Genomic DNA, 24,162 nt, shown 5'->3' on the forward strand with positions numbered 1-24,162 from the left:
CGGGTTACTTGCCCTGGCCTGTGTTGCGGTTGGCATTGTTCTTCTGTTCCTGCGCGGCAGCCGCGCGTGATTCGGCGATACCCACCGCGCGTGCCGCCGCGGCCTTTTCGTCTTTCTGCAGTTCCAGCGGCTGGAACGAACCTTCCGGCGCCAGCCAGCCACCACTGAACCCCGCCCGCTCCAGGCCCTTGCGGATGTACGGGTTCTTCTTCATCACTTCCCAGACGAAATCATTGCGATAGTTGGCGATCATGGTCAGGATCGGCCCCTGGTCGATGGCGATGTAGTCGCTGGCGACCCAGCCACGATCCGGCACCACCCGGCCGGTCTTGATCGGGATGTCGTAGTTGAAGCTGGGATTGAACGAATCCAGGAAGCCGTAGCTGGAATAGATGTAATCGCCGTAGCGCTTGTGCATCTCCAGCGTGGCCGGGATCACCTGTTCCGGCGCGAACACCACCGACGCGATCGCGGCGGTCGGAGCGATGGTGCCGTCATCGAAGTTCTCGCGCAGGCCGGCGCCGCGCGAAGAGTAATGGCGGAACTGGCGCTGCTCGCCACGGTATTCCTGCGTAGTGTTCTGCGGGCCATCGCTGGCGGTCAGGCCCCAGACGTTCTCGCCGTAATCCTTCCACTGCATCGGGTTGGCGATGGCGTACTCACGCTGGGCCAGTGCAGCCGAGCGGCTGTTGAGGAAGTAGGTACTGCCGCGCTCGCGCATGTAGGCGTCCTGGATGTCGCGGAAGTCGATCCAGACGTGGCTGTACTGGTGGCCGAACAGCGGGCCGAAGGACAGGTATTCCTGGCCCTGGTAGACCCCCCAGTCGTTGTCATAGGTGCGCGTCCACACCGTCCACGCATCCGGGCTGACCGGGTGCGTCGGCGAACCCAGGGCAAGGATGTAGACCATCATGGCCTCGTTGTAGCCCATCCAGTCGTGGTCGATGAAACCGCTCTCGGGGAACCAGCCCATCGAGATCAGCGGCGCACGCTGCTGCAGCCAGGGCCAGTCGACCTTCTTGTACAACGTGTCGGCGATCTGGCGGATTTCCTTCTCACGCGGATCGTCACCGTCGTAGTACGACTGCGCGAACAGCACCCCCATCATCAGCAGCGCGGTATCCACCGAGGACAGTTCGACCCAGCTGTCGTAGCGACGGCCTTCCTGCATGTCCAGGAAGTGGTAATAGAAGCCCTTGTAACCCGCCTTGCCGGTACGCTGCGGGCCCATCGGCACATCGCGGAAGAATTTCAGGGTAGTCAGGGTGCGGTCGATCGCCTGGTTGCGGCTGACCCAGCCGTTCTCGATGCCGATCGGATACGCGGTCAGTGCGAAGCCGACCGAGGCGATGCTGGCGAACGGCCGCGACGGATAGCGGTCCGGGGTCAGGCCATTGATCTCGTTGGTGGTATCCCAGAAGAACTGGAAGGTGCGGCGCTCGATGTCATCGAACAGCGGCGGCAGCTCAGGTTTCATCGGCCGCGGCGGTGCATCGGCCTCGATCAGGATCACCGGCGGCCGCGGCTTGGCAGGCTCCTGCTGGGCCGGCTGGCAGGCGGCCACGGCCAGGCTCAACGCTGCGGCGGACAACAGATGACGTGCCTGCATGGCGCGATTTCTCCGGTGGTCTGATCGATGGGAAAGCATACCGTCCAATGATCTGAAATCGTTTACAAGGTGCGTTCTTAAAAAACCACGAAAAACGTGGTTTGACACCGCGATCATTGCCCATGCCGATGCCCCTTGACCGGCAGCGGCATGGGCAATGGACCGGCACAGGGCCGGCCATTGCCATGTATCCATTCAGCCGATGCCGCCGGCGGAGCGGCGGCATCGGGGTCATGCATCCATCCGGGCTTAGAAGCGGAAGCCCACTTCGGCCTTGATCTGGCGCGGCGTACCGACGATGTCGCCGGTCTCGTTGTAGCTCGCGGTCAACTTGCCATTCTTGTAGTAGTTGTAGTTCGAGAAATTGTCGAAGTTGAACACGTTGATGATGTCGATACGCGCATACAGCTCGGTATCGCCCGGCATCTTGAACGTCTTCGTCGCCTGCAGGTCGACCGAGCGATAACCGAAGATCTTGCCACCCAGCAGGAACTTGCCGTTGCCACCCGGAACCGCCGCCATCGGGGTCGGCAGGTCGAAACCATTGGCCTGCGGCACGCCATACCAGTCGTTGATCGCGGTCGGGGTGGCCAGGGTGATCTTGCCACCGAAGGTGATGCCCCAGAAGCCCGCATACGAACCGGTCACCACCAGGCGGTGACGCGGCGCGCCGTTGGAGCGGATGGTCGGGTAGTCACCGATCACGCCACGGTCGAACGCGTAGTGCTCGTTGATGTCACGGTTGTGGCGGGCGGTGGTCCAGGTATAGGCGATGGAGGTGCCCCAGCCGCTTTCCTGGGTGAACGGCTTCTGCGCCGACAACAGGATCTGGGTAGCACGGGTCTTGATGCCCTGCTGGCCGATGATCAGGCTGCCGAAGCCCGGTACGTTGCAGCTCCACGCCTGGCCCAGACCGGCTTCGGTGCCACCGCACAGACGCGGATCGTCGAAGAAGTTGCCGGTCGGGTAGCGGTTGCCCAGGGTGAAGGCGAAGCCGTCATAGGTGAGCGTGCGCGAGATGGTGGCGTCGGTCAGCCAGTCGCCGATCTGGTTGCTCATGCCCAGGCTGAACTGGTCAGCGTAGGGCACCTTCAGATTGTTGTTCAGCAGGTCGACCTCCAGGCCGGCATTGCTGGTCGAACCGACCAGGCTCTGGAGGTTGCCGATACCGTTGAGCAGGTTCGGGTTCCAGTCATAGCACGCGGCGTTGCCCTGGAAGCACTGACCGGTTGCCGGATTGCGGAAGTAGATCGTCGGCTGCGGCAGGGCCAGCTTGGTGGTTTCCAGCTGCAGGTAGTCGAACAGGTCACGGTCGTAGGAACGACCGGCACCACCGTGGATCACGTGCTGCTCGTCGGCATTGATGTCATACGAGAAACCCAGACGCGGCTGCCAGGCATTCTTGAATGCCTTGCGGTTGTGGCCGTTGCTGATGTAATCGTTGATGTTCAGGCCGCTCAGCGCCAGCGTGTCGGCGTAGCTCTGGCCAGCGGCGGCACGCGGATCCTGCGCGAACAGCGCATTGACCACTTCCGGCGGGGTCACGAAGTCCAGATAGGACGGGTTCTTCTCGTAGTCCCAGCGCAGGCCGAGGTTCAGCTGCAGGTGGTCGTTGACCTGCCAGTCATCCTGGATGAACAGACCGATCTGCTTCACCTTCGAGCGCACTTCGCCGGACACACCGGACACGCCGGTGACCGGCTTCACGAACTGTGCCTTGTACGGGATGCTGTCCGGGAAGGTCGGGTTGTCGATGGTGTAGTAGAACTGCGGATTGATCTGCGCCGCATCGGAGGCGTACAGGTCGATCTGCTTGTACTTGGCACCCATCTTGATGGTGTGGTCGCCCGCCCACTGGATGCCATCCAGGGTCAGGTTGTCTTCGACCGACCAGCCCTTCTGGCCCTTCACCTGCGACGACATTGCCGAGGAACCACCGATCGAGACGATGGCGCGCTCCTCGTTCTTGCCGTCCGGCGCGGTGTAGTTGAAACCGTTGCCCATGCTCAGCGGCTTGGGATTGTTGAACGAATCCTCGTGGGTAACCATCAGCTCGTTGTAGTAACGCTCACCGCTGTGGTTCCAGCGCAGCGCGTAACGACGGTCAGTGTTCTTGGTTTCCTTGCCGTGCATCGGCGCGGTCTGGTCCGAGAACTGCTGCTGGGTTTCATCACGGTCCTGGAAGGTCAGTTCCAGGCGATCGTTGTCGGTCGGCTCGAAGTCGACCTTGGCGAAGATCAGGTCCTGCTGGAACGGCTGGCTGGCCGGGCCCAGGCCGGCCTGGGCATCAGCCGGGACGCGGTTGGCCTTGTTGGTCACCGAACCATGCGGTGCGATGGTCACCGGCAGATCGAAGCGCTTGGCTTCATAGGTCACGAAGAAGTGGGCCTTGTCCTTGACGATCGGGCCGCCCAGGGCGAAACCGTATTCCTTCTCGGCCGAATCCTCCTTGCCCTTGCCCGGCTGACGCTCGGCCGGGGTCATCGCGCGCATGCTGTCGTTGGTATAACGGTAGAAGGTTTCACCCTTGAACTCGTTGGTACCCGACTTGGTCGCGGCCGTGACCGCTGCACTGGACACCTGGCCGTACTCGGCCTTGTAGTTGCCGGTGATGACCTTGTACTCGCCGATGGCCAGCTGCGGGAACGGGTTACCGGCACTGCCGGACTGACCGGCCACGCCGCCGCCCTTGACGTAGCTCTTCTGGCCCACACCGTCGATGTAGACGTTGGTGCCGTCGGAGTTGGTGGCACCGCCGCGCAGCGAGGTGTTGCCCTTGGCGTCGCGGGTGAAGATCATGCCCGGCACCGCGTCGGCGAACTCCAGGAAGTTGCGCGAGACCTGCGGGGTGGTCTGGATCTGCTGCAGGCTGACGGTCTTGCCGACTTCGGACGTGCGCACTTCCTGCAGCAGGGTCGGCGCGACGACGTTGACAGTGTCCAGGTTGGTGGCTGCGGTCGTACCCGGGGTGCTGCTGGCAGCGCCGGCAAAGTTCAGGGTAGCGGTCGAGGCCACGGTGACGGTGACCTTCTGCGACTGGCCGTTGGCGACCACGTCATAGGTGCCCGGGTCCAGGCCCATCAGCGAGTAGCTTCCATCGGCACGGACGGTACCGCGACGGACGGTGCCGGTGGCCACGTTGGTGGCGGTCACCTCGGCGCCGGCCTGCGCGCCGGAAACCTGGCCGCGCAGGCTGGCATTGGCCGACTGCGCCATGACGTTCGGAGCAGCAGCCAGCATCAGGCAGCTGACCAGTGCGGTGCTCAGCAGCCGGCGCGCCGGCGTGCGGAAGGTGGTGTGCATCATCAACTCAATCTCCGGGTGGCGGTAACCGCTTGCGCGGTCCCTGCGATCAATCAAAAAAGAAGGAAAGCCTCCGGCTTCAACGGCCGGATGGCGGAGTGGTGGAATCGCGAACTATCAAGCGGGGAACCAGGGTCTGCTTGTCCCCTGTCCCATCCGTGGAGGTGCCGTCCATCAACTGCATCAGGCGCGTCATGGCCCGATCGCCGAGTTCGGCGATGCTGACCTGCATGGTGGTCAGCGACGGGTGGACGAAACGCGCCAGTGGAATGTCATCGAAACCGGCCAGGGCGACGTCGGACGGAACGTGGACACCTGCCTGCGTGAACGCATACAGGCAACCCAGCGCCATCATGTCGTTGGCGGCGAACACGGCATCAGGCAGCGCTCCGGCTGCCAACAACTCCTGACCGGCGCGATGGCCGGAAGCTTCGTCGAAATCACCGGGCAGCTCGATGCCTTCGGCGTCACTGCCGAAAGCCGCCAACGCGTCACGGAAGCCACGCAGGCGCTCGCGCGCGTCGAAGTTGAGGTCCGGGCCAGAAATGAAAGCGATACGGCGGTGACCCGCGTCAAGCAGATGGCGGGTCATCGCCATCGCACCGGCATGGTCATCGATGCTCAGCACCGGGTGGTCCTGCCCGGGCAGATAGGTGTTGATCAGCACCGTTGGCAACGACTGCGGCAGGTTGTCGGTCAGGAAGCCCGGGCTCTCGGCATAGGGCGAGAGCACCAGCAGGCCGTCGACGCGGCCGCGCATGGCGCGCAGGGCCGCGCCCTGCTGCTCCTGGTCACCGTGGTAACTGGACACCAGCAGGTGCTGGCGGCGGTTGCGGGCGACGTTGTCGATGCCGCGCATCAGCTCGGAGAAGAATTCGCCGTACAGGTCAGGCAGTACCACGCCCACCGTATTGGTGCGACGGCTGCTGAGGCTGCGGGCGGCGGCGTGCGGGGTGTAACGCAGCCGTGCAGCCACCTCCAGCACAAGCTGGCGGACCGGTTCGGCGACATTTTCATGCCCGTTGAGCGCGCGGGAAACCGTGGCCACGGAGACCCGGGCTTCGCGAGCGACGTCTTTGATTGTGATAGCTGCCTTGTTCACGAAGCCGCCCTCCACGGCTTGGACCTACCGGCATTGGCGCGGAATGTAAGCGTTTCCATCTGGGCTTGTAAACAGTCCGTTAGGCGAATGTCCTGAAATGGACATGGAAATCTGTCTGTGGCGGGCCCGCTGACGGACCCGCCAGGACAGTGTGGGACAAGGGCTCAGCCCTGTTCTGACGGGGTCAATGCACGAATGGACAGCGCGTGGATGTCGGTCTCCATCATCGCGCCCAGCGCGGCATAGACCGCGCGATGCCGGGCCAGTGGACCCAGTCCGGCGAAGCGTTCACTGACCACATGCACGTTGAAATGACCGCGGCCATCGCGCGCACCGGCGTGGCCTGCATGACGATGACTGTCGTCTTCGATTTCCAGCACGCTCGGGGCCAGCGCCTGCTGCAGTGCGTCACGCATCCGCTCGATCCGCTCCGCGTTCACGGCAGGACCTTGCGGAACGGACGCACCTGTACATGGGTGTAGACGCCCGCGGCTACGTAAGGGTCGGCATCAGCCCAGGCCTGGGCCTGCACGAGCGACTCGAACTGCGCGATCACCACCGAACCACTGAAGCCGGCCGGGCCCGGGTCCTCGCTGTCTACTGCCGGGCACGGTCCGGCCAGCAGCAGGCGGCCTTCGTCGCGCAGCGCGTGCAGGCGCGCCAGGTGTTCCGGACGTGCCTGCAGTCGCTGTGCCAGCACGTCCTGGCCGTCATAGCCTTCAATCACATACCACACGGCATTTCCTCGCTTGCGTTGTCGGGTGCGCAGATTCTAGCCAATGCCGCCCTCGCCCCAGCCCGGCTGGACACTGGCGCGACAAAGGCTTACCCTAGACACCATTGCACGTGGCTGGATGCAGCAGCCCGTCGGTTTCTGTGGCCAACGCAGCCCCCGACGACCGTCCCGCTGCTTCGAACCGGACCACCTGGCCGGGCCACGTAGACGACCTCCCCGTAGTTCCGTCGCTGCCGTTTACTGCGGCGCGTCCTGCTGTTTGATATGTGTGGAATCGCGCCGATCCCGGCGTGTCTGGTGCCGTGGGGCGCCGTGGCGTTGGCCCGGTGAACCCGCTGCCGCGACTGGTCCGATGCAATCCTGATGTCCATTAGATGACTTCCGAACTCGCGCTCGACGCGAACCCGCCAACCCGGCCGCCCGCCCCCCAGCAGCAGGAAATGCCGCTGGCCGTGGTGCATGGGCAACCGGTCCTGCAGATTCCGCAGGACCTGTACATCCCGCCGGACGCGCTGGAAGTCATCCTGGATGCCTTCGAAGGCCCGCTGGACCTGCTGTTGTACCTGATCCGCCGCCAGAACCTGGACGTACTGGACATTCCCGTGGCCGAGATCACCCGGCAGTACGTGGAGTACATCACCGTGATGCGCGAGCTGCGCTTCGAGCTGGCCGCCGAGTACCTGGTCATGGCCGCGATCCTGGCCGAGGTGAAGTCGCGCATGCTGCTGCCGCGCCCGGTCAGCGAGGAAGGCGATGAGGCCGACCCGCGCGCCGAACTGGTGCGCCGCCTGCAGGAGTACGAACGCTTCAAGCAGGCCGCCGAGGACATCGACGCCCTGCCCCGCCAGGACCGCGACACCACGGTGGCACACGCCTTCATGCCCGAACGTGCTGCGGTGAAGCTGCCGCCGCCGGTGGACCTGAAGGAAATGCTGCTGGCCCTGCACGACGTGCTCAAGCGCGCCGAGCTGTTCAGTGGCCACGCCATCAAGCGCGAGGCGCTGAGCGTGCGGCAACGCATGGGCGAAGTGCTGGGCCGGCTTGAAGATGGCAAGTTCTACCGTTTTGAAGGGCTGTTCACCGCAGAAGAAGGCAAGCTGGGCGTGCTGGTCACGTTCCTGGCGGTGCTGGAACTGGCCAAGGAACAGCTGCTGGACATCGTCCAGGAAGAGCCGCTGGCACCGATCTACGTGAAGTCCCTGGCCGCCGGCAACACCAATGCCCCGCTGCAGTTCAGCAGCGAGTTCGACGACAACGACGCCGCCAACGAGAACGAGTGAGCGCTGACTGCCGATGGACCAAACGCTGATCAACCGCATTGTCGAGGGTGCCCTGCTGGCCTCCAGCCAGCCGCTCACCCTGGCCCAGCTGAAAGACCTGTTCCCGGAAGAGGAGCCGGCACCGCCGGGCAGCATCGAACGTGCGCTTGAGCGCCTGCGCGAAGCCTGCGAAGGCCGTGGCGTGGAACTGGTCGAGGTCGCCTCCGGCTTCCGCTACCAGGTGACCGGCGAAGTGCATGGCTGGATCAGCCGGCTGTGGACCGAACGCAAGACCCGCTATACCCGTGCCACCCTGGAAACCCTGGCGCTGATCGCCTACCGGCAGCCGATCACTCGTGGCGAGATCGAGCAGGTGCGCGGCGTGGCGGTCAGCAGCAACATCATCCAGGCGCTGGAGGAACGCGAGTGGATCCGCGTGGTCGGCCACCGCGACGTGCCCGGCAAGCCTGCCCTGTTCGGCACCACCAAGGGCTTCCTGGACTACTTCGGCCTGAAGCGCCTGGACGAGTTGCCGCCGCTGTCGGAACTGAAGGACCTTGGCGAGCTGGAACCCCAGCTGGCCCTGGACCGCGACGCACCGGCCGCCGCCAGTGCCGAGGGTCCGGACATTTCAGCTGGCGCCGATGGCGCTGCTGCCAACGATGACGCCGGCCTGGCCGGCAGCGACACCCCCGATTCCGCCGACGCAGCGTCTGCGTCGGCTTCCGATGAGCAAGCACCTTCGCCCCTTGATGATGGGCACCCCGATTCCGCGCCGGGCGAGCGCGCGGTGCCCCTGAACGAACGCGAAGACAACGCCGTCGCGATGACGACCGTGGCTGTTGACCAAGCCGATTCCGAACCAGAGGCCGACCCCGAAACCGTCGGCCGGAGCAAAACTGATGAGTGACACCCCCCGTAACAAGCTCTCGCTGAAGCGCGAAGCCACCTCCGAACAGTTCAAGCTGGAAGAGCGCCTGCACAAGGTGCTGGCCCAGGCCGGCCTGGGTTCGCGCCGCGCGCTGGAACAGCGCATCGCCGAAGGCCTGGTCAAGGTCAACGGTGAAGTCGCGCAGACCGGCATGTCGGTCAAGAGCGGCGACAAGATCGAGCTGGATGGCCGCGGCTTCGTCGCCACCGCCCTGGCCGAACCGTCGCGCGTGCTGGTCTACAACAAGCCGGAAGGCGAAGTGACCACCCGCGAAGACCCCGAAGGCCGCCCGACCGTGTTCGAATCGCTGCCGCCGCTGAAGGGCGCGCGCTGGATCGCCATCGGCCGCCTGGACATCAACACCACCGGCCTGCTGCTGGCCACCACCGACGGTGAACTGGCCAACGCCATGATGCACCCGTCGTTCGAGGTCGAGCGCGAGTACGTGGTGCGCGTGCGCGCCCCGGAAGGCGAGGAGAAGGTCTCCGACGCCATCGTCGACCGCCTCGCACGCGGCGTGGCACTGGAAGATGGCCCTGCCAAGTTCGACGAGATCGAACGCATCGGCGGCACCGACTCGCACGACTGGTTCCGCGTCGTGGTGAAGGAAGGCCGCAACCGCGAAGTGCGCCGCCTGTGGGAGTCGCAGGGCTGCCAGGTCAGCCGCCTGAAGCGCACCCGCTACGGCAAGGTGAGCCTGCCGCGCGAACTGGCCCGTGGCCATTCGGTGGAACTGGGCACCGCCCAGGTTGAAGCCCTGCGTGCGCAGCTGAAGCTGGAAGAAGGCGCGCCGTCGGCTCTGACCCTGCAGCCGGTGATCGGCCAGCGCCGCGCCGCCAAGACCACCGTGCGCGTGCGCGAGGGTGGCCGTGGCAATGCCTACGTCAACGGCCACAACACCGCCGACGAAGGCCGCGAGCTGCGTCGCTTCGACAACGTCCGCGAAGACCGCGGCCGTGGCCGCGGCGGCAAGAGCGGCGGTTTCAAGGGTGGCCTGACGGTCAGCGGTGAAGCAGCAGCCAAGCAGTCGCAGAAGCCGTTCAAGCAGCGCACCCAGAAAAACGACCGTTCGCTGCCGGAAGGCAACCCGGCCGCGTTCCGCACCTGGTACGTGCCGGATGGCGTGAGCACGGGCCCGAGCGGCCATCGCAATGCCGGTCCGGGCGCGCGCGGCCCGGGTGCCCGTGGTCCGGGCGCAGGCGGCCAGGGCCGTCCGTACGGCAAGCCGAAGGGTCCGGGCGCCGGTGGCGGACAGGGCCGTGGCGGTTTCGGCGGTGAAGGCCGTGGCGGCGCAGGCGGCCAGGGTCGTCCGGCCGGTGCCGGCAACCGCTCGCAGGGCCAGGGCAACAAGCACCCGTATGGCCATCCGGGCAATGCCCCGAGCTTCCCGTCCGACCACGCCACGCCGGGCTTCAACCCGTATGGCAGCCCCAAGCCGGCGCAGGGCGCCCGTCCGGGCGGTCGCGGTCCGGGTGGTGGCAACCGTGGTCCGGGCGGCAATCGCGGCCCCGGCGCTCCGGGTGGCAACCGCGGCCCGGGTGGCCCCGGCGGCAACCGCGGTCCGGGCGGCCCGCGCCGCAGCGGCCCGCGCGGCGGCTGATCCACCGGCACGCCTGAAATGAAAAACCCCGGCGCAGGCCGGGGTTTTTCGTTGAAAAGGGGACGGAGGGGATTAAGTCGTTTTTGCCACGGCCTGTGTCGAAGGGGCGAAAGCGACTTAATCCCCTCCGTCCCCTTTTGCGTGGCGCTGGAACGCGGCGGGTGTGGTGCCGGTCATGCCGCGGAAGAAGGCGATGAACGGGCTCTCGGCGGAGAAGCCGGTGTCCTGCGCCACGTGCGCCACGCGTTGGCCCAGCAGCAGCAACTCCATGGCCCGCATCAGTCGCCATTGCTGGCGCCAGGCCTGGTAGCTCATGCCGGTATCACGCTGCATCAACCGGCCGACGGTACGCGCGCTCAGGCCCGTGCGCGCGGCCAGCTCCCCCAGTTCGGGCGGCAGCTGCTCGGCCACCGGGAGGCACCGTGCGATCCGCGGATCACGAGGCAGAGGCAGGTCCATCGGTGCCACCGGTGCAGCAGCGATCTCCAGCACGCACAACGCCAGTTGATGGCGTGCGCGCGGCGACTGCCAGTCATGGTCGAACGGCGCCTGCGCGATCGGCTCCAGCAAGGCCTGCAGCAGCGGCCCCACGCCGATGATCGCCGGCTGCCGGGGCAGTTGGGCCGACAGCGTGGCGTCGAAGTACAACGAACGGTAGTCGACCGCCTGGCGCATCTGCGCGCGATGGCGCAGCCCACCCGGAATCCACGCGGCGCGCGCGGGCGGCAGCAGGCTGATGCGATCACCGTAGGTCAGGCGCGTGCAGCCCTGCCGGGTGTACAGCAGCTGCGCGCGTGCATGCTGGTGCCAACCCGAGTCGTGATCCGCCAGTGAGGCTGCAATCCCCAGCACCGGAGCGCTCCAGGCATCGGCGTCGAAGTGCGCGTGCGGCTGCAACCAGGCCATGTCTGATTTCATACATTCGATGACAAGATAGACAGAGTGCGCCATTGCGGACGCGACCACAATGCGGGGCCCTGTTCCTGGAGCGCCCGCATGTCGCGCCGCCTGTTGTTGCTCACCATTGCACTGCTGATGTTCCCGCAGTTGGCACAGACCCTGTACAGCCCGGCCCTGGCCGATCTGGCCGAACGCTTCGCCCTGCCGCCGAGTGCCGCCAGCCAGGCCATGAGCCTGTACCTGTTCGGCTTCGCTGCAGGCGTGCTGCTGTGGGGGCGCCTGGCCGATCGTATCGGTCGTCGCCCTGCCCTGCTATGCGGCCTGGCCGTGTTCGCACTGGCCGCCTGCGGCGGCCTGCTGGCCAGCACCTTCGGCCAGGTCCTGCTGGCACAGGCACTGGCCGCGCTGGGTGCGGCGGCGGCCTCGGTGGTAACCCAGACCGTACTACGCGACCACCTGCAGGGACCCGCGTTGGCGCAGGCATTCTCCTGGATCGGCATGGCCCTGGCCCTGAGCCCGGCCATCGGCCTTGCACTGGGCACGCTGCTGGTCGCCGCCCATGGCTATGTCGGCGTACAGTCCGGCCTGCTGCTGATCGCTGCCCTGCTGGCAGTCGCATGCCTGGCGGGCCTGCGCGAAAGCCGCCCTGCACAGATCCCGCACGCGCCCATGCTGCCGCTGCTGCGGGAACTGCTGCGCGATCGCTGGATCTGGTCACACGCGTTGCTGGTGATGGCCTTCAACGTGGCGATGTACAGCTGGTATGTGCTCGGCCCCTTCGTGTTTGCGCGCCTGCACTGGCCAGCCACCTGGTTCGGCGCCAGCGGCGCGGTGCTGGCACTGGGCTCGGCACTGGGCGCGTGGGGCAATGGCCGCCTGCTGCGTGCAGGCGTTGCCGCAACCACGCGTATCCGCATCGCCGCAGTACTGGTTCTGACGGGAGGCCTGCTGGCCGCGCTGCTGCATGATCACCCTGCCCTGATCGCGGCGATGGTGCCGGTGGTGACGGGCTTCGGCCTTGCCATTCCCAATGTGCTCGGCCAGGCCCTGCGCGGCTATCCACACTGTCTCGGCAGCGCAGGCGCGCTGTTCGGCCTGCTCTACTACCTGTTGATCGGTGCGGCAATGGCGCTGGTCGGTGCAGTGCAGATGCTGGCACCGACCGTTATCGCGTGTGGCCTGCTGGCCTTGTGGCTGCAACGGCGGCGTCCCGCTGCAGCCTAGGAATTGCTGCAAAAGCAGCGCACTGTGCTGGCCTTCCGGGAACGGCTTTGATTCCCCGGCTATCGTGCGCGCGCTCCCACACAAGGCAGATGCCCATGATCACCATCACCGCCGAACAGGCCCGCGCCAACGTCGATGCCGCCAAGCGCCCGATCGAACTGTTCTACCGCGATCTCGACAACGCCATCCAGATCGGCTCGGAAAATGGCCGCCGCTACATCGTGTTCGGCTTCAGCCAGGTGATGGCCAGCGAGCAGCTCGTCGAAGACGTGGTCGCACAGCTGCTGAAGAATGGTTTCGGTGTCGAACGGTTGTTGAGCGATTCCGAACAGCACTACATCCGCATCAGCTGGGGAACTGCCGCGCCGTCGCGCCTCAGCGCCGGCTGAGGGTGAACGCGGTGCCGTCCACGCCCAGATCCCAGCCCTTGCCGGTACCGGACAGGGCCAGCGAGATGTCGCCCTTGGTCATCACCTGCGCGTTGCTGGACTTCACCGCACCGGCATGCGCGCCCACCGAGGCGTAAGTACCCAGCAGCTCGTTGACGCTGACTGCGCCGGTGAAGCTGCCACGTCCGTTGGTGATCTTCGACTTGCCCACGGTCAGGCCGCCGCCCTTCATCTGGATGCGCACCGGCATGCTGGCGCCATTGCTGCAGGTGACCGTGCCATTGCCGGATGCAGTCTTGTAGATCAGCGACCAGCCAGAGAGGTTGTAGCGCAGCTCACAGTCGAGGTTGCCAGCGGCGTGCGCGGCCGGGGCCAGCGATGCGGCAGACAGGGCAAGCAGCAGGGCGAAGGGCTTGTTCATGGCAGGACTTCCAGTTCGGTCGGACTGCCGGCGAATCTAGCAGCGCGCGCGTGCACGCTGGATGCAGGCGCACGCGCTGGTGCAGCAGTGTTCAGGCCGGTGCTCAGGCCTGTTCGTCCAGGTGGAAGGCATCGGCATCGAGCATCGCCGGGAAACGCGCGCGGTGTGCGGCCAGCGCCTCGGCCGAGATGGTGGTGGTGACCACCTGTTCGCGCTCGCGGATCTCCACCTGCGGCTGGCCGAGGAAATCCAGCACCGCGCTGTCGCCCGCGTAGTGCAGCCCGTTGCCATCGACACCGACGCGGTTCACCGCTGCCACGAAGCACAGGTTCTCGATCGCCCGCGCACGCAGCAGCGTCTTCCACGCATAGGCGCGTGCCGACGGCCAGTTGGCGACGAAGATCTGCAGGTCGAAATCCAGCTGCTGCGGACGCTCCACGTTGTAGCGGTTGCGGCAGAACACCGGGAAACGCAGGTCGTAGCAGACCTGCGGATTGATCCGCCAGCCCTTCCATTCCACGCTCAGGCGGTCGCGACCGGCGGCATAGCGCTCGTGCTCGCCGCCGTAACGGAACAGGTGGCGCTTGTCGTAGTACTGCAGGTCGCCATCGGGCGTGGCGAACAGCAGGCGGTTGTAGACGCCCTCGCCGTCGCGCAGCTGCACGCTGCCGATCACCGCCGCGTTCAAGGTCCTGGCCTGTTCGCGCACCCAGGCCACGGTCGGGCCGTCCATGCCTTCGGCCTGGGCAATGGCGTCGTTGGAGAAACCACTGGTGAAGGTCTCCGGCAGGATCACCAGGTCAGTGGTGCCGGCCAGCGGTGCGAGCAGCGCGCCGTAGTAGGCGCGGTTGCCGGCCGGATCGTGCCAGCGGGTGTCGCCCTGGACGAGGGAAATGCGCAGGTCCTGCATGTTCAAGCCCCGCTCAGAGCAGGCGCAGGCGTTCGATCGCCGCGTCCATCGTTGCTTCATTCTTGGCAAAGCACAGGCGCACCAGGCGCTGGCCGGCCGGCGGGTTTTCGTAGAACGGCGACAGCGGGATCGCGGTCACGCCCTTCTCGATGGTCAGCCACTTCACGAACTCATGGTCCGGCAGGTCGCTGATGGCCGAGTAGTCGACCAGCTGGAAGTAGCCGCCGGGGACCGGCAGCGCCTTCAGGCGGGTGCCGGCCAGCTGCTCGCGGAAACGGTCGCGCTTGGCCTGGTAGAACGCGCCCAGCTCCAGGTGGTGTTCGGGTTCGTCGCGGATCATCGCGGCGAAGCCGTACTGCGCCGGGCCGAAGCTGGTGAAGGTGTTGTACTGGTGCACCTTGCGGAACTCGGCGGTCAGTGCCGGCGGTGCGATCGCATAGCCGATCTTCCAGCCGGTGCAGTGATAGGTCTTGCCGAAGCTGGAGATGACGAACGCGCGCTCGCGCAGTTCCGGGTAGCGCAGCGCCGATTCATGGCGGCGGCCGTCGTAGATGATGTGTTCGTACACCTCATCGGAGATCAGGTAGATCTGCGTGCCACGCAGCAGCTCGGCCAGTGCCTGCATGTCCTGCGCCGACAGCATCGCGCCGGACGGGTTGTGCGGGGTGTTGACGATCAGCATGCGGGTGCGCGGGGTGATCGCCGCACGCACGCGGTCCCAGTCGACCGCGAAGGTCTGCGGATCCAGCGACACATGCACGGCCTTGGCACCGGCCAGGTCGATCGCCGGTTCATAGCAGTCATACGCCGGGTCGAGCACGATCACTTCCTCGCCGGCACGCACCACGGCGTGGATGGCGTTGAAGATGGCCTCGGTACCGCCACTGGTGACGGTGATCTCGCTGTCCGCATCGACCTGCGCGCCGTAGCAGTCCAGCGCCTTCTGCGCGATGGCCTGGCGCAGCGGCGCCACGCCGGTCATCGGCGGGTACTGGTTCAGCCCGGCGGCCATCGCCCTGGCGGTCTCGTCGATCAGGCGCTGCGGCGCCGAAAAGTCCGGGAAACCCTGGCCCAGGTTGACTGCGCCGTGTTCGGCGGCGAGCTGGGACATCACGGTGAAGATCGTGGTACCGACCTTGGGCAGCTTGGTGTTCGGTTGCATCGGCCTGGGCTGTGGGGGAACAGGCCTGCGAGTTTACGCAATCCGCGCGTCGGTAGTGCCGGCCGCTGGCCGGCACCCCTGGGACGATCTGCGGCGCCGGGTCGCATCTGCCGGCCAGCGGCCGGCACTACCATCGGCATTCACCGCTACAATTGCCATCGCACTCCGGCATGAAGACCCCTGCCCCTTGAACACCCCTGCATTGCTGGCCGCCAGCGGCCTGAGCTTCTCCCGCAATGACGAGCCGGTGTTCGGCCCGCTGGACTTCCATGTGGACGCCGGCGAAGCCCTGCTGGTGCAGGGCGGCAATGGCGCCGGCAAGACCACCCTGCTGCGCGTGCTGGCCGGCCTGGCCCGGCCCGGCGCCGGCCAGGTGCGGATCGACGGCAAGCCGGCGAGCAATGCCGAACGTGCACGCTACGTGGCCTACCTCAGCCATCTGCCGGCCCTGAAGCCAGACCTGGACACGCTGGAGAACCTGCACTTCCTGTGCGGCCTGCATGGACGGCGTGCGCGGCAGATGCCCGGCAACGCGCTGGCCATCGTGGGCCTGGCCGGTTATGAGGACACCCTCGTTCGGCATCTGTCCGCCGGGCAGAAGCGGCGGCTGGCACTGGCACGCATCTGGCTGTCGCCGGCGCCACTGTGGCTGCTGGACGAGCCCTATGCCAACCTCGACCTGGAGGGCATCACCCTGGTCAACCGGATGATCTCGGCGCACCTGCGTGCCGGCGGCGCTGCGCTGGTCACCACCCATGGCGCCTATGCCGCACCGCCGGTGCGTACCCGCCAGCTCGACCTCGGCGGTGCCGCATGATCGCGCCGGGTACCGAACCAGGCCTGTGGCAGACCGCAGGCGCCCTGCTCAAGCGCGACCTGCGCCTGCTCTGGCGCCGCCGCGGCGATGCGCTGCAACCACTGCTGTTCGCGGTGCTGGTAGTGGTGCTGTTCGCGCTGGCCCAAGGCCGCGAACCACAGCTGCTGGCCGCCACCGCGGGCGCGGTGCTGTGGCTGGCCGTGCTGCTGGCGGGACAGCTGTCGCTGGATTCACTGTTCCGTTCCGACGCCGAAGATGGCTCACTGGAACAGTGGCTGCTGGCGCCGGTGCCGCTGGCCTGGCTGGTGCTGGTGCGCGTGCTCCTGCACTGGGCGACCACTGCGCTGCCGCTGATCGTGGTCAGCCCGCTGTTGGCCGAAATGCTGCATCTGCCGCATGACCAGCTGCCGATGTTGCTGGCATCGTTGCTGCTGGGAACGCCGTTGCTGAGCCTGATCGGTGGCGTGGTCGCCGCACTGACCGTTGGCATCCGACGCTCTGGTATTCTCGTGGCGCTGCTGTCGCTGCCGCTGTACGTGCCGGTGCTTGTGTTCGGCGCCGGCAGCCTGGCGGCAACCGGACGCGGGCAGGATCCGGTCGGTGCGCTGCTGATGCTGGGCGCTGGCCTGCTGCTCGCGCTGGTGCTGGCTCCGCTGGCCACTGCCGCTGCAATACGTATTTCTCTGAGTTGACCGAGCTGAGAGCCAATCCACCCCTGCTGGATAGCCGCCACGCATGAATCCGATTGTCCGCTGGTTCCACCAACTCGGTTCGCCTCCCACGTTCGACCGTTTCGCTGCCCGCTGGTCGCGGGTGTTCTACCTCGCGGCGGTGCCGGTGCTGCTGGTCGGCATGTGGCAGGCGCTGCTGGTGGTGCCGCCGGAAGCCAAGCAGCTGGACAGCTTCCGCATCCTTTACATCCACGTGCCCAGTGCCTGGATGAGCCTGTTCGTGTTCGCGCTGATGGCGCTGTATGCCGCCATCGCGCTGATCTGGCGGATCAAGGTCTGCGAGATCCTGGCCATGGCCTGTGCACCGATGGGCGCCGGTTTCACCCTGATCACCCTGCTGACCGGCAGCATCTGGGGCAAGGGCACCTGGGGCACCTGGTGGGACTGGGACCCGCGCATGACCAGCGAGCTGGTGCTGCTGTTCCTGTACCTGGGCGTGATCGGCCTCTACCACGCCATCGAGGACCGCCGCAGCGCCGCACGTGCGGCGGGACTGCTGGCCATCGTCGGCGTCAGCCTGCTGCCGGTGATCCGCTATTCGGTGGACTGGTGGGGCGGCCTGCATCAGCGCCAGTCGATCAACGTGTTCGGTGAATCGGCGATCAGCAGCGCGATGATCGCGCCGCTGTGGTGGATGGTGATCGGCACCAAGTTCTGGTTCGCCGGTTCGGTGCTGGCCAAGGCGCGCGCCGACAATCTCGACCGTGAGGCCGGCAAGGCCTGGGTCGGTGGACGCGTCGGTGCCGAACGCCCGGTCCGGGAGGCCCAGCCATGACCCACCTTCCCTATGTGATCGGCGCCTACGCCGTGTTCGTGCTGGTGCTCGGCGCCGACGCCATCGGTTCGTGGCTGCGCCTGCGCGTGGCACGCCGGCTGGCACTGGCCCGCCAGCAGCGGCAGCAGACCCGCGCCGGCAGGCAGGACGCAGCTGTGCCGCTGTCGACGGAGCTGGAACGATGACCCCGGTACAGCGTCGCCGCTTGGCATGGGTGCTGCTGGCCCTGCTCGCCTCCGGGCTGGCCACTGCGCTGGTGGCGATGGCACTGGAGCGCAACATCGCCTACCTGTACACGCCTTCGGAAGTGCTGCGCGGTGATGTCGATGCGCAGTCGCGCTTCCGCTTGGGCGGCATGGTGGTGAAAGGCTCCTTCAATCGGCCCGTCGGCTCGCTGGAAGCACGTTTCGAAGTGACCGACGGCGACGCGCAGCTGGCAGTGACCACCTCGCGGATCCTGCCGGACATGTTCGCCGAAGGCACGGCGGTGGTCGCCAGCGGCCGCCTGCAGGGCGGCACCTTCGTCGCCGACGAGGTGCTGGCCAAGCACGATGAGAAGTACGTGCCGAAGGAAGTGGCCGACAAGATGGGCGATGCCCACCGCAAGCACGATGTGCCGGTGACGGCACCCGAGGTGCGCTGAGTGCTGCCCGAACTGGGTCAGATCCTGCTGATGTGCGCATTGCTGGCCTCGCTGCTGCAGGCCGGCCTGCCGCTGGTCGGCGCACATCGCAACAACACGGCATGGATGGCGGTCGCACGGCCAGCCGCGTTCGCGCAGCTGCTGCTGCTCGCCGGCGCGTTCGCGGTGCTGACCGCCGCATTCGTGCAGCAGGATTTCTCAGTGCGCTACGTGGCCGAGAACTCCAATTCGCTGCTGCCGATGATCTACCGCTATTCGGCGGTCTGGGGCGCGCATGAAGGCTCACTGCTGATGTGGGCGCTGGTGCTGGCATTGTGGACCGGCGCGGTGGCGCTGTTCTCCCGGCACCTGCCGGCACCGGTGCAGGCGCGCGTACTGGCGGTGATGGGCATCGTCAGCGTCGGCTTCCTCGCCTTCCTGATCTTCACTTCCAACCCGTTCCTGCGCCTGAACCCGGCGCCGCTGGAAGGGCGCGATCTCAACCCACTGCTGCAGGACCCGGGGCTGATCATCCATCCACCGATGCTGTACATCGGTTACGTGGGTTTCGCCGTTCCGTTCGCATTCGCGGTGGCGGCGCTGCTGGAAGGTCGCGTGGATGCGCGCTGGCTGCGCTGGACGCGGCCGTGGACCAACGTCGCGTGGGGCTTCCTGACCCTGGGGATCGCGCTGGGCAGCTGGTGGGCCTACTACGAGCTGGGCTGGGGTGGCTGGTGGTTCTGGGACCCGGTGGAGAACGCCAGCTTCATGCCATGGCTGGTCGGTGCGGCACTGATCCATTCGCAGGCCGTCACTGAAAAGCGCGGCACGTTCGGCAGCTGGACCCTGCTGCTGGCGATCGCCGCCTTCGCGCTGTCGCTGCTGGGCACCTTTCTGGTCCGCTCCGGTGTGCTGACCAGCGTGCATTCGTTCGCCGCCGATCCCTCGCGTGGCCTGTTCATCCTGGTGTTCCTGTCGGTGCTGGTCGGTGGCAGCCTGCTGCTGTACGCGCTGCGCGCCAGCCAGCTGAGCGTGGACGCCGACGACCCGCGCCGTGGTTTCACCGCCACCTCGCGCGAGACCCTGCTGCTGGCCAACAACCTGCTGCTGGCCACGGCCTGCGCGATGGTGCTGCTCGGCACGCTGTATCCGTTGCTGGCCGATGCGCTGTCGCTGGGCAAGATCTCGGTCGGCCCGCCCTACTTCGGCAGCCTGTTCCTGCTGCTGATGGCGCCAATGATCCTGCTGCTGCCGTTCGGCCCACTGGTGAAATGGCAGCGTGACCAGCCCTCGCGCGCCTTCGCGCTGCTGGCACCGTGGCTGGGCCTGGCGCTGCTGCTGGGCGCGCTGGCCTGGTGGCAGGCGCCGCAGAACGGCTGGAAGGCCGGCATCGGCGTGGCCGCTGCGGCCTGGGTCGCACTCGGTACCGCACGCTTCGTCTGGCAGCGACTGCGCGGCAACGGCCGCTTCACCGCCGAAATGCTCGGCATGATCGTTGCCCACGCCGGCATCGCCGTGTTCCTGAGCGGCGCGCTGCTGGTGGAAGCCTTGAACGTGCAGCGCGAAGTGGCGCTGGCCCCGGGCCAGCAGCTGGTGGTCGGTCGCTACGAAGTGCGCTTCGAGGGCGTGGACCATCGCGAAGGCCCCAATTTCATCGCCGACCGCGGTCACCTGCGGGTGTTCCGCGACGGCCGCGAACTGGCCCTGCTGCACCCGGAGAAGCGCCAGTACGCCAGCGGCGGCCAGGTGATGACCGAGGCCGGCATCGATGCACGCTTCGACGGCGATGTCTACGTGGCATTGGGCGAGCCGCTGGGCAACAATGCATGGGCGGTACGGGTGCACATCAAGCCGTTCGTGCGCTGGATCTGGCTGGGCGCGCTGTTGATGGCCCTGGGCGGATTCATCGCCGCCGCCGACCGCCGTTTCCGTCGTCCGTAGGAGTTTCCATGTCCGAGTCCCCCGCCCCGCGCCCCTCCCGCCCGCTGCCGCCGGTAGCCATCGTGATCGGCGTGCTGTTTTTCTTCGGCCTGCTCGGGCTGATGATCTACGGGGTTATGAAATCGGGTGATCCGCAGCGCGACGTGCTGCCATCGGCGCTGATCGACAAGCCGGCGCCAGCGTTCGCGCTGCCGGTGCTGCACGACCCGGAAATGATCGTGCACAGCGACGAACTGCGTGGCGCGCCGTACCTGTTGAACGTGTGGGGCAGCTGGTGCGCGGCCTGCCGCGAGGAACACCCGGTGCTGACCCGTTTCGCCGAGAGCAAGCGCGTGCGCGTGATCGGCTACAACTGGAAGGATGAACCGACCGATGCCCTGCATTGGCTGGAACAGCTGGGCAACCCGTTCATGGTCGTGCTCAGCGACGTGGAAGGCCGCACCGCGATCGACTGGGGCGTGACCGCTGCACCGGAAACCTTCCTTGTCGACGGCAGCGGCATCGTGCGCTGGAAGTACAGCGGTGCGATGACCCAGCGCGTGGTCGACGAGAAGCTGATCCCGGCGCTGGAGAAGATCGAGAAGGCCCAGGGCAATGCCGGCAGCACGTTGCACACGGCGCCCTGAGCCCATGCGCTGGCTGCTGGCGCTGCTGCTCCTGATGCTGCCGCTGGCCGCGCTGGCACAGCAGCCGCTGCATGATCCGCAGCCGCTGCAGTTCCGCGATGGCGCCGAAGAACGTCGCTTCCACGACCTGGCCGCGCAGCTGCGCTGCGTGCAGTGCCAGAACCAGTCGCTGGCCGATTCCAACGCGCAGATCGCGCAGGACCTGCGCCGCGAGGTACTGCAGCTGATGCAGCAGGGCCACGACGACGCGCAGATCAAGCAGTTCCTGGTCGCGCGCTACGGTGAGTTCGTGCTCTATCAGCCACCGTTGCAGCCGGGCACCTGGCTGCTGTGGGGCGGTCCCCTGCTGATGCTCGGTGCGGGTGCTCTGGTGGTGCTGGGCATCGTCCGCCGCCGTGGCCTTACGGTTGGCGCCGCAGCGGCCGGCAAGGCCGATGAAGGAGACGGATGGTGAGCCATTGGCTGCCGATGCTGGCCGGTCTGGTTGCGGCGTTGATGGCAGCGCTGGTGCTGTGGCCGCTGCGCCACTCTGGCCGCCGCGGTTTCGTGGTCGGCGTATTCGCACTGGGCGTGGCCGGTGCCTGCCTGTACCTGCTGGTCGGTGATCCACGTGCCGCACAGATGCAACCGACGCCTTCGGTAGCCACCCTGCGCGATGGCGTGCAGGCCCTGCAGGATGCACTGAAGCGTGACCCACAGCGGGCCGATGGCTGGGCGCTGCTGGGCCGGTCGCAAGCCGAACTGGGCAACGCCGCGGCCGCGGCGGACGCCTTCGCACGTGCCGCCGCTCTCGCCCCCGAAGACCCCGGCGTGCTGGTGGAAGCGGCGCAGGCACGTGCGCAGGCCGATGCCGGCAAGCAGTTCGATGACACCGCAATGGCCTGGTTGCAGCAGGCGCGTGCACAGGCACCCGATGCCGAGCGTGCCAGCTGGCTGCTGGGGATCGCCCTGCGCCAGCGCGGAAAGAATGCCGAGGCCGCAGATGTGTGGAGCGGCCTGCTGCCACGGCTTGAGCCCGGCGCCGCGCAGGCGCTGCAGGCGCAGATCGCCATCGCCCGTGAAGCCGCCGGTCAGCCGTCCGATGCAGCCGTTGCGGCGCCACCGGCGCTGTTGCAGGTGCGCGTGCAGTTGCCTGCGTTGAAGGGCACCGAGTGGCCGGCCAGCACCCAGGTATTCGTGCTGGCCCGCGCCGTGGGTGGACCGCCGATGCCGGTGGCCGCACGCAAGCTGCCCTTGGCCGGATTCCCGGCCACGGTCGGGCTGGGTGACGCTGACAGCCCGATGCCAACCGCACCGCTGTCGGCCCATCGCGAAGTGGAAGTGCTGGCACGCATCTCGCGCACCGGCAGCGCCAACCGCAGCGAGGATGACCTGCAGAGCGTGCCGGTGAAGGTGAGCCTGCCCCACGACGGTGTTGTGGATCTGCGCTTCCCGTAACGCGCCGCGGTAGTGCCGGGCGCTGGCCGGCAACCTCATGAATCGTGATGCGCCTGCGAGGTTGCCGGCCAGCGGCCGGCACTACCTGCATCGCCGATGGAAACCAGCGTGTCGCCAGCTCCACATGCGGCCCCGCTAGAATGCCTGCATGACCGAATTCATCCCGCCCGGCACCCGCTTCCACGCCCTGCCCTCGCCCTTCCCGTTCAAGCGCGGCGGCGCCCTGCACGGCGCGCGCGTCGCCTATGAAACCTGGGGAACACTGGCGGCCGACGCCAGCAACGCGATCCTGATCGTGACCGGCCTCTCGCCGGATGCACATGCGGCAGCCAACGACGCCAACCCGGCAGCGGGCTGGTGGGAAGGCATGGTCGGACCCGGCAAGGCGATCGATACCGACCGCTGGTTCGTGGTCTGCGTGAACTCGCTGGGCAGCTGCAAGGGCTCGACCGGTCCGGCCTCGCTCAACCCGGCCACCAGCCAACCGTATCGTCTCGACTTCCCCGAGCTGTCGATCGAAGACGGCGCGCGCGCCGCGATCGAAGTCGTGCGCGCCCTGGGCATCGAACAGCTTGCCTGCGTGGTCGGCAATTCGATGGGCGGCATGACCGCGTTGGCCGTGCTGATGCTGCACCCGGGCATTGCGCGCAGCCACGTCAACATTTCCGGCAGCGCGCAGGCGCTGCCGTTCTCCATCGCGATCCGCTCGCTGCAGCGCGAAGCGATCCGCCTTGATCCACGCTGGAATGGTGGCCACTACGACGACGACGCGTATCCCGAGTCCGGCATGCGCATGGCGCGCAAGCTGGGCGTGATCACCTACCGTTCGGCACTGGAATGGGATGGCCGCTTTGGCCGCGTGCGGCTGGATTCGGACCAGACCGACGACGATCCGTTCGGCCTCGAATTCCAGGTGGAAAGCTACCTGGAAGGCCACGCACGGCGCTTCGTGCGTTTCTTCGACCCCAACTGCTATCTGTACCTCAGCCGTTCGATGGACTGGTTCGACATGGCCGAGTACGCCGACGGCGACGTGCTGGCCGGGCTGGCGAAGATCCGGGTGGAGAAGGCACTGGCGATCGGCGCCAACACCGACATCCTGTTCCCGGTGCAGCAGCAGCAACAGGTCGCCGACGGCCTGCGTGCCGGCGGTGCCGATGCGCGCTTCATCGGCCTGGAATCGCCACAGGGCCATGATGCCTTCCTCGTCGATTTCGAGCGTTTCGGCCCGGCCGTGCGCGGCTTCCTCGACGCGCTGTAAGTGGCGTGGCGGCGTAACCTCGCGCTGGCCGCCTTCGGCGCGCTGACCGCCTTGATGATCAGCGGTGTGCTGCCGCTGTGGCTGGGTGGCTGGTGCCTGCTGGCCAGTGCGGTGTCGTTCGGCCTCTATGGCCATGACAAGCGCGCGGCGCAGCGAAAGCGATGGCGCATTCCCGAGCGCACCCTGCAGCTGCTGGCCTTCGCCGGAGGCTGGCCCGGCGCGCTGCTGGGCCAGGCGCTGTTCCGCCACAAGCACCGCAAGGCCGCATTCCAGTGGGTGTTCTGGCTGTGCGTGCTGGCCAACGTGGCCTCGATCGCGGTGATGCTGTGCGAGTTCTCGCGGTAACCCTCGCAATCGGTGGTGCCGGCCGCTGGCCGGCAATTCCGTGTCCGTATCAGGCGCCATG

The 24,162-nt window shown here is 66.9% G+C and carries 25 protein-coding genes; 16 read left to right on the forward strand and 9 right to left on the reverse strand.

All coding sequences use genetic code 11. From position 1 onward, the window contains the following. Positions 1-4: 4 nt before the first annotated feature. The 5 genes from AC5P7E_RS01115 to AC5P7E_RS01135 form a co-directional block, all read right to left on the reverse strand. Positions 5-1,609, reverse strand: a complete 1,605-nt coding sequence (locus AC5P7E_RS01115) for a glucoamylase family protein (RefSeq protein WP_024956629.1) — start codon at positions 1,607-1,609, stop codon at positions 5-7. Positions 1,610-1,858: 249 nt separating this feature from the next. After that, positions 1,859-4,915, reverse strand: coding sequence for a TonB-dependent receptor (locus tag AC5P7E_RS01120; protein WP_114618911.1), 3,057 nt, complete (start codon positions 4,913-4,915; stop codon positions 1,859-1,861). Positions 4,916-4,991: 76 nt separating this feature from the next. Beyond that, positions 4,992-6,029: a LacI family DNA-binding transcriptional regulator gene (locus AC5P7E_RS01125; RefSeq protein WP_012480808.1), complete on the reverse strand. Its 1,038-nt coding sequence runs from the start codon at positions 6,027-6,029 to the stop codon at positions 4,992-4,994. 149 nt (positions 6,030-6,178) lie between these two features. Then, positions 6,179-6,430 (reverse strand): BolA family protein, encoded by a 252-nt coding sequence (locus AC5P7E_RS01130; protein WP_032963317.1) that lies wholly within the window; start codon positions 6,428-6,430, stop codon positions 6,179-6,181. A gap of 20 nt (positions 6,431-6,450) precedes the next feature. Then, positions 6,451-6,750: a YciI family protein gene (locus AC5P7E_RS01135; RefSeq protein WP_005410329.1), complete on the reverse strand. Its 300-nt coding sequence runs from the start codon at positions 6,748-6,750 to the stop codon at positions 6,451-6,453. 374 nt (positions 6,751-7,124) lie between these two features. Between AC5P7E_RS01135 and AC5P7E_RS01140 the strand changes: the two genes are divergently transcribed. From AC5P7E_RS01140 to AC5P7E_RS01150, 3 genes are read left to right on the forward strand one after another with little or no spacing between them, the layout of a single operon-like run. Next, positions 7,125-8,030: a segregation and condensation protein A gene (locus AC5P7E_RS01140; protein ID WP_005410330.1), complete on the forward strand. Its 906-nt coding sequence runs from the start codon at positions 7,125-7,127 to the stop codon at positions 8,028-8,030. Positions 8,031-8,043: 13 nt separating this feature from the next. Next, on the forward strand, positions 8,044-8,919 hold the full coding sequence (scpB, locus tag AC5P7E_RS01145; RefSeq protein WP_005410331.1) for an SMC-Scp complex subunit ScpB: 876 nt from the start codon (positions 8,044-8,046) through the stop codon (positions 8,917-8,919). Continuing rightward, positions 8,912-10,540: a pseudouridine synthase gene (locus AC5P7E_RS01150; protein WP_111174353.1), complete on the forward strand. Its 1,629-nt coding sequence runs from the start codon at positions 8,912-8,914 to the stop codon at positions 10,538-10,540. The genes scpB and AC5P7E_RS01150 overlap by 8 nt, the downstream gene beginning before the upstream one ends. Positions 10,541-10,657: 117 nt before the next feature. Here the strand turns inward: AC5P7E_RS01150 and AC5P7E_RS01155 are convergent, their stop codons facing one another. Then, complete coding sequence (locus AC5P7E_RS01155) at positions 10,658-11,446, reverse strand: AraC family transcriptional regulator (protein WP_012480810.1); 789 nt, start codon at positions 11,444-11,446, stop codon at positions 10,658-10,660. A 90-nt stretch (positions 11,447-11,536) separates the two neighbouring features. On the opposite strand from AC5P7E_RS01155, the gene AC5P7E_RS01160 reads away from it, so the two are divergent. Beyond that, positions 11,537-12,664, forward strand: a complete 1,128-nt coding sequence (locus tag AC5P7E_RS01160; protein ID WP_062607427.1) for an MFS transporter — start codon at positions 11,537-11,539, stop codon at positions 12,662-12,664. A 95-nt stretch (positions 12,665-12,759) separates the two neighbouring features. Beyond that, on the forward strand, positions 12,760-13,053 hold the full coding sequence (locus AC5P7E_RS01165; protein WP_005413984.1) for a hypothetical protein: 294 nt from the start codon (positions 12,760-12,762) through the stop codon (positions 13,051-13,053). On the opposite strand, the gene AC5P7E_RS01170 is transcribed toward AC5P7E_RS01165, so the two are convergent. From AC5P7E_RS01170 to AC5P7E_RS01180, 3 genes are all read right to left on the reverse strand, one after another. Then, positions 13,040-13,474: a hypothetical protein gene (locus AC5P7E_RS01170; protein ID WP_005410336.1), complete on the reverse strand. Its 435-nt coding sequence runs from the start codon at positions 13,472-13,474 to the stop codon at positions 13,040-13,042. The genes AC5P7E_RS01165 and AC5P7E_RS01170 overlap by 14 nt on opposite strands. 103 nt (positions 13,475-13,577) lie before the next feature. Then, positions 13,578-14,384 carry an amidohydrolase gene (locus tag AC5P7E_RS01175; protein WP_012480813.1) on the reverse strand — a complete coding sequence of 269 codons (807 nt, stop codon included), beginning with the start codon at positions 14,382-14,384 and terminating at the stop codon, positions 13,578-13,580. 13 nt (positions 14,385-14,397) lie between these two features. Continuing rightward, positions 14,398-15,546 (reverse strand): pyridoxal phosphate-dependent aminotransferase, encoded by a 1,149-nt coding sequence (locus AC5P7E_RS01180; RefSeq protein WP_005410338.1) that lies wholly within the window; start codon positions 15,544-15,546, stop codon positions 14,398-14,400. 247 nt (positions 15,547-15,793) lie between these two features. Between AC5P7E_RS01180 and ccmA the strand changes: the two genes are divergently transcribed. The 11 genes from ccmA to AC5P7E_RS01235 all read left to right on the forward strand — a co-directional run bounded on the left by ccmA (position 15,794) and on the right by AC5P7E_RS01235 (position 24,101). After that, positions 15,794-16,363 (forward strand): heme ABC exporter ATP-binding protein CcmA, encoded by a 570-nt coding sequence (gene ccmA / locus AC5P7E_RS01185; protein ID WP_407070841.1) that lies wholly within the window; start codon positions 15,794-15,796, stop codon positions 16,361-16,363. Further along, positions 16,360-17,055 carry a heme exporter protein CcmB gene (ccmB, locus tag AC5P7E_RS01190; RefSeq protein ID WP_114618910.1) on the forward strand — a complete coding sequence of 232 codons (696 nt, stop codon included), beginning with the start codon at positions 16,360-16,362 and terminating at the stop codon, positions 17,053-17,055. Before ccmA ends, ccmB begins: the two co-directional genes overlap by 4 nt. 43 nt (positions 17,056-17,098) lie before the next feature. Further along, positions 17,099-17,869, forward strand: coding sequence for a heme ABC transporter permease CcmC (ccmC, locus tag AC5P7E_RS01195; protein WP_005410341.1), 771 nt, complete (start codon positions 17,099-17,101; stop codon positions 17,867-17,869). After that, positions 17,866-18,054, forward strand: coding sequence for a heme exporter protein CcmD (gene ccmD, locus AC5P7E_RS01200; protein WP_005413988.1), 189 nt, complete (start codon positions 17,866-17,868; stop codon positions 18,052-18,054). The genes ccmC and ccmD overlap by 4 nt, the downstream gene beginning before the upstream one ends. After that, complete coding sequence (gene ccmE, locus AC5P7E_RS01205) at positions 18,051-18,512, forward strand: cytochrome c maturation protein CcmE (protein WP_005413989.1); 462 nt, start codon at positions 18,051-18,053, stop codon at positions 18,510-18,512. The genes ccmD and ccmE overlap by 4 nt, the downstream gene beginning before the upstream one ends. Continuing rightward, positions 18,513-20,432, forward strand: a complete 1,920-nt coding sequence (locus tag AC5P7E_RS01210) for a heme lyase CcmF/NrfE family subunit (RefSeq protein WP_114618909.1) — start codon at positions 18,513-18,515, stop codon at positions 20,430-20,432. 8 nt (positions 20,433-20,440) lie between these two features. After that, positions 20,441-21,058: a DsbE family thiol:disulfide interchange protein gene (locus AC5P7E_RS01215; protein WP_005410345.1), complete on the forward strand. Its 618-nt coding sequence runs from the start codon at positions 20,441-20,443 to the stop codon at positions 21,056-21,058. Between the two features lie 4 nt (positions 21,059-21,062). Next, positions 21,063-21,512, forward strand: coding sequence for a cytochrome c-type biogenesis protein (locus tag AC5P7E_RS01220; RefSeq protein WP_114618907.1), 450 nt, complete (start codon positions 21,063-21,065; stop codon positions 21,510-21,512). Next, positions 21,506-22,495 carry a tetratricopeptide repeat protein gene (locus AC5P7E_RS01225; protein ID WP_114618906.1) on the forward strand — a complete coding sequence of 330 codons (990 nt, stop codon included), beginning with the start codon at positions 21,506-21,508 and terminating at the stop codon, positions 22,493-22,495. The genes AC5P7E_RS01220 and AC5P7E_RS01225 overlap by 7 nt, the downstream gene beginning before the upstream one ends. Before the next feature lie 148 nt (positions 22,496-22,643). Then, complete coding sequence (metX, locus tag AC5P7E_RS01230; protein ID WP_059034820.1) at positions 22,644-23,756, forward strand: homoserine O-acetyltransferase MetX; 1,113 nt, start codon at positions 22,644-22,646, stop codon at positions 23,754-23,756. Further along, entirely contained in the window at positions 23,757-24,101 is a 345-nt protein-coding gene (locus AC5P7E_RS01235) for a DUF1294 domain-containing protein (protein WP_114618905.1), read from the forward strand. It abuts the gene before it with no gap. Positions 24,102-24,162 lie beyond the last annotated feature (61 nt).

Source organism: Stenotrophomonas sp. YJH_SMC_25, assembly GCF_059369595.1.